Source organism: Microbacterium lacus, from assembly GCF_002812805.1.
GTDB lineage: Bacteria > Actinomycetota > Actinomycetes > Actinomycetales > Microbacteriaceae > Microbacterium > Microbacterium lacus_A.
Genome location: NZ_NMUM01000005.1, coordinates 258,422 through 273,662 on the forward strand (window position 1 = coordinate 258,422; position 15,241 = coordinate 273,662).

Here is a 15,241-nt window from a genome sequence, read left to right on the forward strand (position 1 = left end):
TACGTTGTCGCGGCTCGCGGTCCTCATCTTCGACCCGCTCGGTGCGACAGATATGACGTTAGGGGGTGAGTCTCAAGGGCGGCTCAGTCCGCGCTCAGGGTCGTCTTCAGGTCGCGTCTTGAGCCGATCCTGAGGTTTGCGGGGTCGCGTGCTCGCGTCGCTTTCGGGCATGGCATGCTCGATCCATGCCCCTTATCGCACTCACGGGAGGCATCGCGGCGGGCAAGTCGACGATCGCCCGTCGTCTTGCCGAACACGGTGCCGTCATCGTCGATGCCGACGCCATCGTGCGCGAGGTTCAGGCTCCTGGATCCGTAGTGCTCGAGCACATTGCACAAACGTTCGGCACCGACGTCATCCGGTCTGACGGATCTTTGGATCGCGCGGCGCTCGGTGCCATCGTGTTCGGCGACGATGCCGCTGTCGCTCGACTCAACCGCATCGTCCATCCCGCCGTCCGTATCCGATCCCAGGAACGCTTCGCCGAGGCGCGCGAGGCGGATCCCGACGGCGTGGTGGTCTACGACGTTCCACTGCTTGCTGAAGCCCGGGCGGGCGACCCCTGGGACCTTGTCGTGGTTGCGCACGCACCGGCGGACGTGCGTGCCGCCCGTTTGGTCACGGAGCGCGGCCTCACAGCAGACGAAGCCGCGCGTCGCATCGCATCGCAGGTCTCCGACGACGAGCGGCTCGCCATCGCCGACGTTGTCATCGATACGGCCGGCACGATCGAGCACACACTCGAGCAGACGGACGCCCTCTGGGAGCGGCTGAGCGTCGCATCCTGATTCCGCCGCTCCTCTCCGGCGTGCGCGGAGCGCGAACAGCAGAGCCGGTGTCGGAGCCCCCGCTTAGGCTCGAAGCATGCAGACCACGCGCAGCGTGCGGCCGTTCGAGGTCGTCAGCGAGTACCAGCCCTCGGGTGACCAGCCCACAGCCATCGCGGATCTCGCTCAGCGCATCAATGCGGGCGAGACCGACGTCGTGCTGCTCGGCGCAACGGGTACGGGCAAGTCGGCGACAACGGCGTGGCTGATCGAGCAGGTGCAGCGGCCGACTCTGATCCTGGCGCACAACAAGACCCTGGCCGCGCAGTTGGCGAACGAGTTCCGCGAACTCATGCCCAACAACGCCGTCGAGTATTTCGTCTCGTACTACGACTACTACCAGCCCGAGGCGTACGTTCCGCAGACCGATACGTTCATCGAGAAAGACAGCTCGATCAACTCCGAGGTCGAGCGGCTCCGTCACTCGACGACCAACTCGCTGCTGTCGCGGCGCGATGTGGTCGTGGTGTCCACGGTCTCCTGCATCTATGGTCTGGGTGCCCCGGAGGAGTATCTGCGCGCGATGGTCGCGCTTCAGGTGGGGGAGCGCTACGACCGCGATGCCCTGATCCGCAAGTTCATCTCGATGCAGTACAACCGCAATGACGTCGACTTCTCGCGCGGCAACTTCCGCGTGCGGGGTGACACGATCGAGATCATTCCGGTCTACGAGGAGTATGCGATCCGCATCGAATTGTTCGGTGACGAGATCGAGGCGCTGTACCGCCTGCATCCGCTGACCGGCGATGTCCTCGAGAAGCTGGACGCCGTCCCGATCTTTCCCGCTTCGCACTATGTCGCGGGAACGGACGTCATGCAGCGCGCGATCGGCACGATCGAGACCGAGCTCGAGGAGCGTCTGAAAGAGCTCGAGGGTCAGGGCAAGTTGCTGGAGGCCCAGCGGTTGCGCATGCGCACGACGTTCGACCTCGAGATGATGCAGCAGCTCGGCTTCTGCTCCGGGATCGAGAACTACTCCCGGCACATCGACGTCCGCGGGCCAGGAGAGGCACCGCACTGCCTGCTCGACTTCTTCCCCGATGATTTTCTCGTCGTGATCGACGAGTCCCATGTCACCGTTCCCCAGATCGGGGCGATGTACGAGGGGGATGCCTCACGCAAGCGCACCCTCGTCGACCATGGCTTCCGCCTCCCGAGCGCGATGGACAATCGCCCCCTGCGGTGGGACGAGTTCAAGAACCGCGTCGGCCAGACGGTGTACCTGTCGGCGACGCCGGGTCGGTACGAGATGGGCATCGCGGACGGCATCGTCGAGCAGATCATCCGTCCGACGGGGCTCGTCGATCCGCAGATCATCGTCAAACCCGCCAAGGGACAGATCGATGACCTGCTCGAGCAGATCCGGCTGCGCGTCGAGCGCGACGAGCGCGTGCTGGTGACGACCCTCACGAAGAAGATGTCGGAAGAGCTAACGGACTTCCTGGGTGAGCACGGCGTGCGCGTGCGTTACCTGCACTCCGATGTCGACACGCTCCGTCGCGTGGAGTTGTTGACCGAGTTGCGAGCCGGTGTCTACGACGTCCTGGTCGGCATCAACCTGCTCCGTGAGGGGCTCGACTTGCCCGAGGTCTCGCTCGTGGCGATCCTCGACGCCGACAAAGAGGGGTTCCTGCGGTCCGGGACATCCCTGATCCAGACCATCGGTCGCGCGGCTCGAAACGTGTCCGGCGAGGTGCACATGTACGCCGACCGGATCACCGACTCGATGCGCAAGGCGATCGACGAGACGGACCGCCGCCGCGAGAAGCAGGTCGCGTACAACCTCGAGCACGGAATCGATCCGACCCCGTTGCGCAAGCGCATCGCGGACATCACCGAGGTGCTGGCGCGCGAAGGTGCCGACACCGCCGAGATGCTCTCGAAGCGCGAGGCCGGGCGGGGGAAAGGCAAGGCGCCGACCCCCCGATCGCTCAGCACGAAGGGCCACCAGGGGATCGCGGCCGAGGGCGCGGATCAGCTCGAGGCGACGATCGGCGACCTCAGCGCGCAGATGCTCGCAGCCGCGTCGGAGCTGAAGTTCGAACTCGCGGCGCGTCTGCGCGACGAGGTCCAAGACCTCAAGCGCGAGCTGCGGGCGATGGAGCGCGCCGGGCACGCCTGATCCGCGGTCGCGGCCTGACCCGCGGCTACGGCCTGACCCGCGGCTACGGCCAGACCCGCGGTTATGGCCTGAGCCGCGGCTACGGCCTGACCCGCAGCTACGGGCAGTGCAGCAGCGGCTTCGGGCCGGAGCGATCGATGGTGTGACTGTCCATCGGTGCGTGGCAGATCGGGCACGGGGCGGGACCGGACGGCTCGGGCGCGACGTCGTCGTAGGGTCCGACTGCCGCGGGGCCCGCGACGCGGATGAGCGATGCGTTGAACCATTGGTACAGCCCGCCCGCTTCGCGAATGCGTTGCCGGAGCGGGGTCTTGTGGGTCATAACAATTAGTGTACTAAGTAATCGCTAGACTGGGTGCATGCCAACTCCCGACGATCTGCTGCGCCTCGACAACCAGGTGTGCTTCGCGATCGTCACGGCGGCGCGCAACGTGGTGTCGATCTACCGGCCCATCCTGGAGCCGCTCGGGCTGACGCATCCGCAGTATCTCGTCATGCTCGCCCTGTGGGAGAGCGCGCCTCGATCGCTCGGCGAGCTGGCCGAAGAACTCGCCCTCGAGCCCGCGAGCCTGTCGCCTCTGATCAAGCGCCTGCAGTCGCAGGGCCTGGTCAGCAGGGATCGATCACCGGACGACGAGCGGATGCTGCGGATAGCGCTCACCCCGGCGGGCACGGCGCTCCGCACGCGCGCCCTCGAGGTGCCGACGCAGGTAATGGCGTCCGTTGGGCTCGACGCGGAACGTCTTGCGGCGTTGCGGGACGCGCTCGGCCCGTTCGCCGGCCGCGGCGGAAGGCCCTGAATTCAGTGACGGGTGTGCGCACGCGTTCGGGCTCAGACATCCGCTCACCGCGAACCGCGAAGCCGGTGTCGGTGGCCGCTCCTACACTTGACGAGTGCCTATCGTCCCCGTTGCTACGTCGTCGAAACTGAGCGTCAGAGGCGCTCGGGTTCATAACCTCAAGAACGTCGACCTCGAGATTCCGCGTGATTCGCTGGTGGTCTTCACGGGGTTGAGCGGATCGGGTAAGTCGAGCCTCGCGTTCGACACGATCTTCGCCGAGGGGCAGCGTCGTTACGTCGAGTCGCTGAGCGCCTACGCGCGCCAGTTCCTGGGTCAGGTCGATCGTCCCGACGTCGACTTCATCGAGGGCCTCAGCCCGGCCGTCAGCATCGACCAGAAGTCGACCAACCGCAACCCGCGGTCGACGGTCGGCACGATCACCGAGATCTACGACTACCTGCGCCTCCTCTGGGCGCGCATCGGCGTACCGCATTGCCCGGTGTGCGGCGAGGTCATCCAACGACAGACGGTTCAGCAGGTTGCCGACCAGCTCGTCGAGTTGCCCGAAGGTACGCGCTACCAGATCGTCGCTCCCATCGTGACCCAGAAGAAGGGCGAGTTCGTCGACCTGTTCCGCGAGCTTGGGGCGAAGGGGTACTCTCGCGCGATCGTCGACGGTGACTTGATCCAACTGTCCGAGCCGCCGGCGCTGAAGAAGAGCTACAAGCACGACATCGCGGTCGTCGTCGACCGCTTGGTGGCGGGTCCCGACATCCTCGGGCGTGTGACGGATTCCGTCGAGACCGCGCTGGGGCTCGCGGGCGGAGTGATGCAGGTCAACTTCGTTGACGAAGAGGGCGACGAAGCCTGGCAGAGCTTCTCCGAAAAGCTCTCGTGCCCCAACGGTCACCCCTTGCAACTCACCGAGATCGAGCCGAGGACGTTTTCGTTCAATGCGCCGTTCGGCGCGTGCCCAGAGTGCTCGGGGCTCGGCACCCGGATGGCGGTGGACGTGGATCTGCTGCTCGGCGACGAGTCCGCGTCGATCCGAGAAGGTGTCATCGTCCCCTGGACCACTCAGGGCAAGGGACTCTTCCAGTACTACGAGCGCCTTCTCGAGGGTCTCGCCCGCGACCTGGACTTCTCGCTCGATACGCCATGGCGGAAGCTCCCGGAAGAGGTCCGCGAGGCGGTCCTGCGCGGCGAGGACTACAAGGTCACCGTCAAGTGGAAGAACCGCTACGGGCGCGAGATGCGCTACGCCTCTGGGTTCGAGGGCGTCGTGCCCTACATCGAGCGCCAGTGGTTGCAGGCGGAGTCCGACACGCAGCGTGGCCGCTGGGGAGAGTTCCTGCGCGAAGTCCCGTGCCCCGTGTGTGACGGCGCCCGCCTGAAGCCCGAGGTGCTGGCCGTACAGGTGCACGGCCATTCGATCGCGGATGTCACACGGCTGAGCCTGTCCGATGCCTACGAGTTCATGCAGACGCTGCAGCTCACGAATCGTGAAGCGAAGATCGCGGCGCAGGTCCTGCGCGAGATCCGTGTGCGCTTGGACTTCCTCTTGCAGGTCGGACTCACCTACCTGAACCTCGGTCGCTCGGCCGGTTCGCTCTCCGGTGGTGAGGCTCAGCGCATCCGACTCGCGACGCAGATCGGCTCGGGCCTGACCGGCGTGCTTTACGTCCTCGACGAGCCGTCGATCGGGCTACACCAGCGCGACAATCGTCGTCTGGTTCGAACGCTCGAGACCCTGCGCGACCTCGGCAACACGCTGATCGTCGTCGAACACGACGAAGAGACCATCCAGGCCGCGGACTGGGTCGTCGACATCGGGCCGCTGGCCGGCGTGCACGGCGGAACGGTTGTCCACTCCGGCCCGTATGAGGCGCTCCTGACCGACGAGAATTCGCTCACCGGCGATTACCTCGCCGGGCGCCGTGAGATCCCGACGCCCCGCAAGCGCCGCAAGATCGACAAGAATCGCAAGATCACGGTCGTCGGTGCGCGCGAGAACAATCTGCGGAACGTGAGCGCGGACTTCCCGCTCGGGGTACTCACCGCCGTCACCGGCGTGAGCGGCTCGGGTAAGTCGTCGCTCGTCAACGACATCCTGTATCAGGTGCTGGCGTCACGCCTGAACGGCGCCCGCACGGTTCCCGGCAAGCACACACGCGTCACGGGCTTGGACGATCTCGACAAGGTCGTGCACGTCGACCAGAACCCGATCGGCCGCACGCCGCGCTCCAACCCGGCGACATACACGGGCGTCTTCGACCGCGTTCGCACGCTGTTCAGCGAGACCCCCGAGGCGAAGGTGCGCGGATACCAGCCCGGTCGCTTCAGCTTCAACGTCAAGGGCGGACGCTGCGACGCGTGCTCCGGTGACGGCACGATCAAGATCGAGATGAACTTCCTGCCCGACGTGTATGTGGACTGCGAGGTGTGCCACGGCAAGCGCTACAACCGCGACACCCTCGCCGTGCATTACAAGGGCAAGAACATCGCCGAAGTCCTGGAGATGTCGATCGAAGAGGCGGCCGACTTCTTCGAGCCGATCCAGGCGATCCACCGCTACCTCAAGACACTGGTCGATGTCGGGCTCGGATACGTCCGTCTCGGCCAGTCCGCCACGACACTCAGTGGGGGAGAGGCGCAGCGCGTCAAGCTCGCCACCGAACTGCAGCGCCGCAGCAATGGACGCAGCATCTACGTTCTCGACGAGCCGACCACCGGCCTGCACTTCGAGGATGTCCGGCGCCTGCTCGAGGTACTGGGCGGTCTCGTGGACAAGGGCAACACGGTCATCGTCATCGAGCACAACCTGGATGTCATCAAATCCGCGGACTGGGTCATCGACCTCGGGCCCGAGGGTGGCTCCGGCGGCGGTCAGATCGTCGCGACGGGCACGCCCGAGCAGGTGGCCCGCAACGAGAACAGCTTCACCGGCGCCTTCTTGGCGGAGGTGCTGGGACAGCGCGAGCAGCGCAAGGCGGGGTAGCCGTGGCCGCCGCGTCGTCCCGCCCGCAGCTCCCGTATCGTCCCCGGGCGGGCGAGATCCCCACCAATCCGGGCGTTTACCGGTTTCGGGATGCTTCCGGGCGCGTACTCTATGTCGGCAAGGCGAAGAATCTTCGGTCGCGGCTGAGCAACTACTTCGCGCCGTTGCACACCCTTCACGAGCGAACCCGCCGCATGGTCACGACCGCGACGTCCGTCGAGTGGACCGTCGTCGGAAGCGATGTCGAAGCGTTGCAGCTGGAGTACATGTGGATCAAGGAATTCGATCCGCCCTTCAACGTGCGCTACCGCGATGACAAGTCCTACCCCTTCATGGCGATCACGCTGGGAGACGAGGCTCCGCGCGTTGTCGTCACCCGCAACCGGCGGATCTCCGGGGCGAAGTATTTCGGACCGTATCCGAAGATCTGGGCGGTGCACGACACGATCGACCTGATGATCAAGGTCTTCCCTATCCGCACGTGCAGCGACTCGAGTTATCGCAAAGCGATGCAGACGGGGCGTCCCTGCTTCCCCGGTCAGATCGGCAAGTGCGGCGGGCCGTGCTCGATGAAGGTGACGATCGACGAGCATCGGGCGATTGTGGATGACTTCGTCGCGTTCATGTCCGGCGGCGATCAGAGGTTCCGGACGCAGCTGTCTGCCCGTATGCGCGAGGCGTCGGCCGCGATGGACTACGAGAGCGCGGCGAGCTATCGAGACAAGCTCGCGGCCGTGGACGCGGTGCTCTCGCGTAGCGCGCTCGTGCTGGGTGAGGACGTCGATGCGGACCTGTTCGGCATCGCCGAGGACGAACTTGCCGCGACCGTGCAGCACTTCGTCATCCGAGGTGGACGCATCCGTGGCGTGCGTGCGTCGACGATCGAGAAAGAACTCGACATCGAGGGCGGCGATCTGGTCGATCAGGTCCTGCAGCGCGCCTACGGCGACGCCCCGGCAGCAGACATCCCGCGCCGCGTCTTCGTGCCGACGCTCCCCTCGGATGCGACAGAGCTCGAGGAGTGGCTGCGCGACAAGCGCGGGCGACCCGTTACGGTGCAGACCGCGCAGCGGGGACGCAAGGCGGACTTGCAGCGCACGGCGAACCTCAACGCCCAACAGTCGCTCATGCTGCACAAGACGCGCCGCACGAGCGATTACATCGCCCGCAGCCAGGCGCTCACAGACCTGCAAGAGGCGCTGGGCCTCGCCGTGGCGCCCCTGCGGATCGAGTGCTTCGACGTGTCGCACCTCAGCGGGTCCAACGTCGTGGCGTCGATGGTCGTTTTCGAGGATGGGCTGCCGCGTAAAGACCAGTACCGGTCGTTTTCGATCGCCGAGACGACGGATGACACGGACTCCATCCACCAGGTTCTGACGCGTCGACTGGCCTACCTCGACCGGCCCGAAGAGCCCGAGGTGGAGGGCGCGCCGCGCAAACGCCCCCGCTTCGCGTACCCGCCGCAGCTCCTCGTGGTAGACGGCGGTCGGCCACAGGTCGAGGCCGCGGCGCGAGCCCTCGCGGACTCGGGGCATGAAGAGATCGCCCTGTGCGGCATCGCGAAGCGGTTGGAAGAGGTCTGGCTTCCCGGCGACGAGTATCCGGTCATCCTGCCGCGCACGAGCGAGGCGCTCTACCTGTTGCAGCGGCTGCGAGACGAAGCTCACCGGTTCGCGATCACACATCAGCGTTCCCGTCGCCGCAAAGACATCCAGAGCGTCCTCGCCGAGATCCCCGGACTCGGCGCCGAACGTATTCGGGTCCTGTTGAGGCACTTCGGTTCCGTCGCGGCTCTGAAGCGCGCCAGTGCGGATGAGATCACCGAAGTGAAGGGCATCGGGCCGAAGCTCGCCGCGACCATTCAGTCGCGGCTGCAGGATGCCGCGGAGGTGTCAGCAGCCGTCGAGGGCGCGAGCGTCCCGCCCCTCGCCGAGTCAGTAGGCTAGAAGAAGGGCGAATCGGGGCGGAGCGATGACGGATACGGACGGCAGCGCGGGGGAAGTCCTGGTGGTCACCGGCATGTCGGGGGCGGGCAGGTCGACAGTCGCCAACGCGCTCGAAGACCTCGACTGGTACGTGGTCGATAACCTGCCGCCGCAGATGTTGCGGCCGTTGCTCGACATCACGGGCCTCGCCGCCGGAGCGCTTCCCCGTGTCGCCGCGGTTGTGGACGTGCGCGGAAGAGGGCTCTTCGAGGACCTCCCCGACGTGATGAGCGCACTCCGCAAGGGCCGCCAGGTCCGGCTCGTGTTCTTGGATGCGTCCGACGAAGTTCTCGTGCGCCGTTTCGAAGCGGTCCGTCGGCCGCATCCGTTGCAGGGCGAAGGCACGATCCTCGACGGGATCCATCGGGAGCGTCGCCGTCTCGCTCCCATCCGCGAGAGCGCGGATCTGATCATCGACACGAGCGCCTACAACATCCACCAGCTCGCGACCACGGTGTCGGAGCTGTTCCTGGAGGAGAGTTCCGCGCGCCACGCGATCACCGTGCAGAGCTTCGGCTTCAAGTACGGGGTTCCGCCGGACGCGGACCTCGTGGCGGACATGAGATTTCTCCCCAACCCCTTTTGGAACGAAGATCTTCGCCACCTCACCGGTCAGGACGAACGGGTGAGAGACTTCGTGCTCGCACAAGAGGGGGCGACCGAATTCTTGGATGCCTACGCGTTGTCCCTGGCGCCCGTATTGGCCGGGTACCAGCGCGAGAACAAGCGCCATTCCACGGTCGCCGTGGGGTGCACCGGGGGCAAACACCGCTCGGTCGCCATGGCGGAGCAGTTGGCCGCTCGGCTCTCCTCCGTGCCCGGGGTCGCCGTGCGAGTGAAGCATCGGGATCTCGGTCGCGAGTAGGCTAGGCGGGTTCACGTTCGACCCGATCCGAGGAGCGCAGGTTGCCACTCACCGCCGATGTCAAGGCCGAACTGGTGACCATCCGTGAGTCGCGGGCAACGGCGCGCGTCGCCGAAGTGACGTCTTTGCTGCGTTTCTCGGGCGGACTGCACTCCATCGCGAACCGGATCGCGATCGAAGCGGAGCTGGACTCCGAGGTGCTCGCGCGTCGTACAGCGCGTGACCTGGTCGAGCTCTATGGTGTTCGTCCCGAGCTCGGGCATGTCCAAGCATCCTCCTCTCGTCAGGAGGGCCATTTCGTGGTTCGGGTCATCGAGGGCGGCGAGACACTCGCGCGTCAGACGGGCCTGCTCGATCAGCGTCGTCGTCCCGTACGCGGTCTGCCCAACAAGCTCACGACGGGATCCCGCGAAGACCTCGCCGCGATCTGGCGCGGAGCTTTCCTCGCCGCTGGCACCCTGACCGATCCCGGCCGCTCGGCGGCGCTGGAAGTCACCTGCCCCTCATCCGAAGCCGCGATGGCGCTCGTCGGCGCCGCACATCGTCTGAGCGTGGCGGCGAAGGCCCGCGAGGTGCGGGGTGTGCACCGCGTCGTCGTGCGTGACGGAGAGGCCATTCGTGCCATCCTGCAGGCCATGGGTGCCGTGCGCGCGGCGGCGGAGTGGGAGCAGTTGCGCCAGCGGCGTGAGGTTCGCGCGGGAGTGAACCGCCTCGTGAACTTCGACGATGCCAACCTGCGACGTTCGGCCCAAGCTGCCGTGGCTGCGTGCGCGCGCGTCGAGCGAGCTCTTGAGATTCTCGGACCCGGAATTCCCGACCACCTGCGGGAGGCCGGCGAGCTGCGCCTCGCACACCGCGAGGCGAGTCTCGACGAACTTGGGCACCATGCCGATCCGCCACTCACGAAGGACGCTGTCGCGGGCCGCATCCGTCGCCTGCTCGCGATGGCCGACAAGCGTGCCGAGGACGAGGGCATCCCCGGGACCGAGGCGGGGATCCCCGTCGACGTCGACGCCTGATCGAACGCAGAGGCGACGCGACAGCGATCCGATCCATGTTCCGGATCGGGAAGCAAGTCCCTGGCCTCTGTGTTGCCCCTCGTTAGGATGAGAACGTCATCCGCGCCGCGCGAAGCGTGGCACCGACAGGAGGAAATACGACTATGGCGACTTACACGCTGCCCGAACTTCCCTACGACTACGCCGCACTCGAGCCGCACATCAGTGCCTCGATCATGCAGCTGCACCACGACAAGCATCACCAGGCCTATGTGACGGGCGCCAACACGGCGCTCGAGCAACTGGCCGAGGCCCGCGACAAGGGCGACTTCGCGTTCGTCAACAAGCTCGAGAAGGACCTCGCGTTCAACCTCGGCGGGCACACGAACCACTCGATCTTCTGGACCAACCTCTCGCCGAACGGTGGCGACAAGCCCACCGGCGAACTCGCGGCCGCCATGGATGACCACTTCGGTTCGTTCGACAAGTTCACGGCTCATTTCACCGCCGCCGCGCTCGGCGTGCAGGGCTCCGGCTGGGCCGGACTGTTCTGGGATTCGATCGGTCAGAACCTGATCATCCAGCAGTTCTTCGACCAGCAGTCGCAGTTCGCCGCGGGCACGGTTCCGCTTCTCCTCCTGGACGTCTGGGAGCACGCGTACTACCTGGACTACAAGAACGTCCGCGCCGACTACGTGAAGGCTTTCTGGAACATCGCCAATTGGGCAGACGTTCAGACGCGCTTTGAGACCGCCCGTGAGAAGACTGCGGGTCTGCTGGTAATGTCGTGACGAAGGCGAGGACGCCGCTGAGCCCTCGCTGAGTCGAGGGTCCGGCGTCCTCCTTTCATCCGAAAACGCGCGTATCCGCGCACCTAAAGGCGCCGCCCCGCGCCATGAGAATCGGGAGACACCGTGTCTGTCAAGATCGGCATCAACGGCTTCGGCCGTATCGGACGCAACTACCTTCGCGCGGCACTCGCGCAGGGCGCTGACCTGGAAATCGTGGCGGTGAACGACCTCACCGACAACAAGAGCCTCGCTCACCTGCTCAAGTACGACTCGGTCGGCGGAGTTCTGACCGAAGACGTCACGTACGACGCGGACTCCATCACCGTCGGCGGCAAGAAGATCCGTGTCTTCGAAGAGCGCGACCCCGCGAACCTGCCCTGGGGCGAGCTCGGCGTGGACATCGTCATCGAATCGACGGGGCGCTTCACGAAGGCCGAAGACGCCAAGAAGCACATCGCCGGCGGCGCGAAGAAGGTTCTGATCTCGGCGCCCGCCACGGGTGACGACGCAACCATCGTCATGGGCGTCAACGAAGAGACCTACAACCCCGAGACCGACGTCATCATCTCGAACGCGTCGTGCACGACCAACTGCCTCGCGCCCCTCGCCAAGGTGTTCAACGACGCCTTCGGTATTGAGCGCGGGTTCATGATGACGGCCCACGCTTACACCGCTGACCAGAACCTGCAGGACGGCCCCCACAGCGACCTGCGCCGTGCGCGCGGCGCCGCGATCAACATCGTCCCCGCGTCGACCGGTGCGGCCAAGGCCATCGGCCTCGTCCTGCCGGAACTTCAGGGCAAGCTGAGCGGCTCGTCGTACCGCGTTCCGGTTCCCACCGGATCGATCGTCGACCTGACGATCGTCACGCCCACGGAGGGACTGACGGTCGACCAGATCAACGCGGTTTACAAGACCGCCGCGGCCGAAGGCCGTCTCAAGGGCATTCTCGAGTACACCGAGGACCCGATCGTCTCCAGCGACATCCAGGGCAACCCGCACTCGTCGATCTTCGACGCCGAGCTCACCAACGTCAGCGGCAACCTGGTCAAGGTCTCCAGCTGGTACGACAACGAGTGGGGCTACTCCAACCGCCTCGTCGACCTCACCGAGTACGTCGGCGAGCGTCTGTAGGTCTGTCGATGCCCCTGCGCACCCTCGATTCGCTGGGGTCGCTCGCCGGCACGCGTGTCATCGTCCGCTGTGATCTGAACGTCCCCCTGCGGGACGGGAAGATCACGGACGATGGCCGCGTGCGCGCGTCGCTGCCGACCCTGAACGCCCTCATCCAGCGCGGCGCTCGCGTCGTCGTCTGCTCGCACCTCGGTCGACCCGACGGTACGCCCGATCCGAAGTACAGCCTGGAGCCGGTCGCGCAACGCCTGTCGGAACTCCTCGCCAAGCCGGTCGCGTTCGCGCGTGACACGGTGGGGGAGTCTGCGCGGGAGGCCGTTGCGGCCCTGGAAGACGGCGATGTCGCGGTTCTCGAGAACCTGCGCTTCGAGCCGGGCGAGACGGCGAAGGATGCGGCGGAGCGTCGCGCGTTCGCGGAACGCCTGGCAGCACTTGGCGACGCCCTCGTCTCGGACGGGTTCGGTGTCGTCCACCGCAAGCAGGCGAGCGTCTACGAACTCGCCGAGCTCGTGCCATCCGCAGCAGGTCTGCTCATCCAGACGGAACTGGATGTCCTCGACCGGTTGACGGAGAAGCCCGACCGTCCCTACACGGTGGTGCTCGGCGGATCGAAGGTCAGCGACAAGCTCGGCGTCATCTCGCACCTTCTTCCGCGCGTCGATCGCATTCTGGTCGGTGGCGGCATGCTCTTCACCTTCCTCGCGGCGGAGGGATTGAAGGTCGGTTCGAGTCTGCTCGAAGCGGACCAACTCGACACCGTTCGCGACTACGTGCAGACCGCGAAGGACACGGGCGTCGAGCTGGTGCTCCCCACGGACATCGTCGTCGCGTCGAAGTTCGGTGCGGACGCCGAGCACGTCGTGACCGCTGCCGATGCGATCGAAGACACGGCGTTCGGTGCTTCCGGACTGGGGCTCGACATCGGTCCTCAGAGCGCGGCTCGTTTCGCCGAGCTCATTCGGGGGAGCAAGACGGTGTTCTGGAACGGCCCGATGGGTGTCTTCGAGATCCCGGCGTTCGCCGCCGGAACGAAGGCCGTGGCCAAAGCCCTCACCGAGGTCGACGGTCTGAGCGTGGTCGGTGGCGGGGATTCCGCTGCTGCCGTGCGTCAGCTCGGATTCTCGGACGATCAGTTCGGCCACATCTCGACGGGCGGCGGAGCCAGCCTGGAATTCCTCGAGGGTAAAAAGCTCCCCGGACTGGAGGTCCTCGGATGGGAACAGTGACACAAGGCGGCTCGCGCCAGGGGCGTACGCCGCTGATCGCGGGCAACTGGAAGATGAACCTCGACTACCAGCAGGCCATTGCGCTGGTGCAGAAGCTCGATTGGGCTCTGAAGGACGCCAAGCACGACGCGAGCTCCGTCGAGGTCGCCGTGTTCCCGCCCTTCACCGACCTGCGAAGTGTGCAGACGCTGATCTCGGCCGACAAGATCGAGTTCTCGCTCGGCGCGCAGGACCTCTCGGTCCACGATTCGGGCGCCTACACCGGTGAGATCTCGGGCCAGTTCCTGAAGAAGCTCGACTGCGAGTACGTCCTGATCGGGCATTCCGAGCGTCGTCAGTACCACGATGAGGGCGATGACGTGGTCGCAGCCAAGGTCAAAGCCGCCATCAAGCACGGCCTTGTCCCCGTGATCTGTGTCGGCGAGACCGCCGAGGATCTCGAGACCCATGGTGCGAGCGCCGTCCCGGTAGCGCAGTTGAAGACGGCCCTCACGGATGTCGCGACCGGCTCCGAGGTCGTCGTGGCGTACGAGCCGGTGTGGGCCATCGGTTCGGGCCAGGCCGCTACTCCCGAGCAGGCTCAGCAGGTCTGCGAGAAGCTTCGCGCCGTGGTCGCCGAGACTCTCGGAGCCGACCCGGCAGCGGCAACACGCATTCTGTATGGCGGTTCGGTCGCGGCCGGCAACATCGCGGGTTTCATGCGTGAGCCCGATGTCGACGGGGCTCTCGTCGGAGGCGCGAGCCTGAAGGTCGACGACTTCGCGGCCATCATCCGTTATCAGAAGCATGTAGGTGTCTAGGCTCGCGCCTATACTTGAGCACGCCGTTGTTTGACGACTGGCTGTTTTACGAACTTGCGCCCTCCCGACGGGTGCTCTGAAAGGCTTTTCCGGTGGAGATAATCGAATTCGTGATGCAGGTGATCCTCGGCATCACGAGCCTCTTGCTCACGCTGTTGATCCTTCTGCACAAGGGGCGCGGTGGCGGGCTGTCCGACATGTTCGGCGGCGGTATGACATCGTCCCTGGGCTCGTCGGGCCTCGCGGAGCGGAACCTCAACCGATTCACCATCGTTCTCGCCTTGACGTGGTTCGTTGCGATCGTCGCACTCGGCCTCATCACCAAGTTCCAGGGGATCTGACATGGCTACAGGCGGCAACGCGATCCGGGGCACCCGAGTGGGCGCTGGCCCCATGGGTGAGCAGGACCACGGGTACCACGCCGAGCGGGTCGCCGTTCCGTACTGGGACGCCCTGGGAAATGAGACGGTTCGCTACTTTGCCGCCGGAGTGCCCGAGGACGAGATTCCGGACACCATCGACAGCCCGCACTCTGGTCTTCCGGCCGGCCGTGACAAGGCCAACCCACCGGCTCTGGCCAAGACCGAGCCGTACAAGACGCACCTCGCCTATGTGAAGGAGCGTCGTACGGACGAAGAGGCGGCCGCGCTTCTCGACGATGCGCTTCGTGCCCTGCGCGAGCGTCGCGGCCTGGACTGAACCCCTTCAGATCT

Annotated in this window: 14 protein-coding genes; 13 read left to right on the forward strand and 1 reads right to left on the reverse strand. The window is 65.8% G+C overall.

Annotated elements, in window-relative coordinates; translation table 11 throughout:
* Positions 1–185 precede the first annotated feature (185 nt).
* Both coaE and uvrB read left to right on the forward strand, forming a co-directional pair.
* Positions 186–788: a dephospho-CoA kinase gene (coaE, locus tag CGU34_RS01860; RefSeq protein ID WP_036297337.1), complete on the forward strand. Its 603-nt coding sequence runs from the start codon at positions 186–188 to the stop codon at positions 786–788.
* Between the two features lie 76 nt (positions 789–864).
* Positions 865–2,949, forward strand: a complete 2,085-nt coding sequence (gene uvrB, locus CGU34_RS01865; protein ID WP_036297335.1) for an excinuclease ABC subunit UvrB — start codon at positions 865–867, stop codon at positions 2,947–2,949.
* A gap of 97 nt (positions 2,950–3,046) precedes the next feature.
* Here uvrB and CGU34_RS01870 read toward each other — a convergent pair whose 3' ends face one another.
* Positions 3,047–3,271, reverse strand: a complete 225-nt coding sequence (locus CGU34_RS01870) for a hypothetical protein (protein ID WP_036295871.1) — start codon at positions 3,269–3,271, stop codon at positions 3,047–3,049.
* A 37-nt stretch (positions 3,272–3,308) separates the two neighbouring features.
* Between CGU34_RS01870 and CGU34_RS01875 the strand changes: the two genes are divergently transcribed.
* From CGU34_RS01875 to CGU34_RS01925, 11 genes are all read left to right on the forward strand, one after another.
* Positions 3,309–3,749, forward strand: coding sequence for a MarR family winged helix-turn-helix transcriptional regulator (locus CGU34_RS01875; protein ID WP_036295873.1), 441 nt, complete (start codon positions 3,309–3,311; stop codon positions 3,747–3,749).
* A 94-nt stretch (positions 3,750–3,843) separates the two neighbouring features.
* Positions 3,844–6,729 (forward strand): excinuclease ABC subunit UvrA, encoded by a 2,886-nt coding sequence (uvrA, locus tag CGU34_RS01880; RefSeq protein ID WP_036295875.1) that lies wholly within the window; start codon positions 3,844–3,846, stop codon positions 6,727–6,729.
* Between the two features lie 2 nt (positions 6,730–6,731).
* Positions 6,732–8,675: an excinuclease ABC subunit UvrC gene (gene uvrC, locus CGU34_RS01885; protein ID WP_081766153.1), complete on the forward strand. Its 1,944-nt coding sequence runs from the start codon at positions 6,732–6,734 to the stop codon at positions 8,673–8,675.
* A gap of 25 nt (positions 8,676–8,700) precedes the next feature.
* Positions 8,701–9,579, forward strand: coding sequence for an RNase adapter RapZ (gene rapZ / locus CGU34_RS01890; protein ID WP_036295878.1), 879 nt, complete (start codon positions 8,701–8,703; stop codon positions 9,577–9,579).
* Between the two features lie 41 nt (positions 9,580–9,620).
* Positions 9,621–10,598: a DNA-binding protein WhiA gene (gene whiA, locus CGU34_RS01895; RefSeq protein ID WP_036295881.1), complete on the forward strand. Its 978-nt coding sequence runs from the start codon at positions 9,621–9,623 to the stop codon at positions 10,596–10,598.
* A gap of 143 nt (positions 10,599–10,741) precedes the next feature.
* On the forward strand, positions 10,742–11,368 hold the full coding sequence (locus tag CGU34_RS01900; protein ID WP_036295884.1) for a superoxide dismutase: 627 nt from the start codon (positions 10,742–10,744) through the stop codon (positions 11,366–11,368).
* 123 nt (positions 11,369–11,491) lie between these two features.
* Positions 11,492–12,502 (forward strand): type I glyceraldehyde-3-phosphate dehydrogenase, encoded by a 1,011-nt coding sequence (gap, locus tag CGU34_RS01905; RefSeq protein ID WP_100813090.1) that lies wholly within the window; start codon positions 11,492–11,494, stop codon positions 12,500–12,502.
* Between the two features lie 8 nt (positions 12,503–12,510).
* Positions 12,511–13,728, forward strand: a complete 1,218-nt coding sequence (locus CGU34_RS01910) for a phosphoglycerate kinase (protein ID WP_036295890.1) — start codon at positions 12,511–12,513, stop codon at positions 13,726–13,728.
* On the forward strand, positions 13,716–14,528 hold the full coding sequence (gene tpiA / locus CGU34_RS01915; protein WP_051513035.1) for a triose-phosphate isomerase: 813 nt from the start codon (positions 13,716–13,718) through the stop codon (positions 14,526–14,528). Before CGU34_RS01910 ends, tpiA begins: the two co-directional genes overlap by 13 nt.
* A gap of 92 nt (positions 14,529–14,620) precedes the next feature.
* Complete coding sequence (gene secG, locus CGU34_RS01920; RefSeq protein ID WP_036295896.1) at positions 14,621–14,869, forward strand: preprotein translocase subunit SecG; 249 nt, start codon at positions 14,621–14,623, stop codon at positions 14,867–14,869.
* Position 14,870: 1 nt separating this feature from the next.
* Positions 14,871–15,227 (forward strand): RNA polymerase-binding protein RbpA, encoded by a 357-nt coding sequence (locus tag CGU34_RS01925; protein WP_036295899.1) that lies wholly within the window; start codon positions 14,871–14,873, stop codon positions 15,225–15,227.
* Positions 15,228–15,241: the final 14 nt, after the last annotated feature.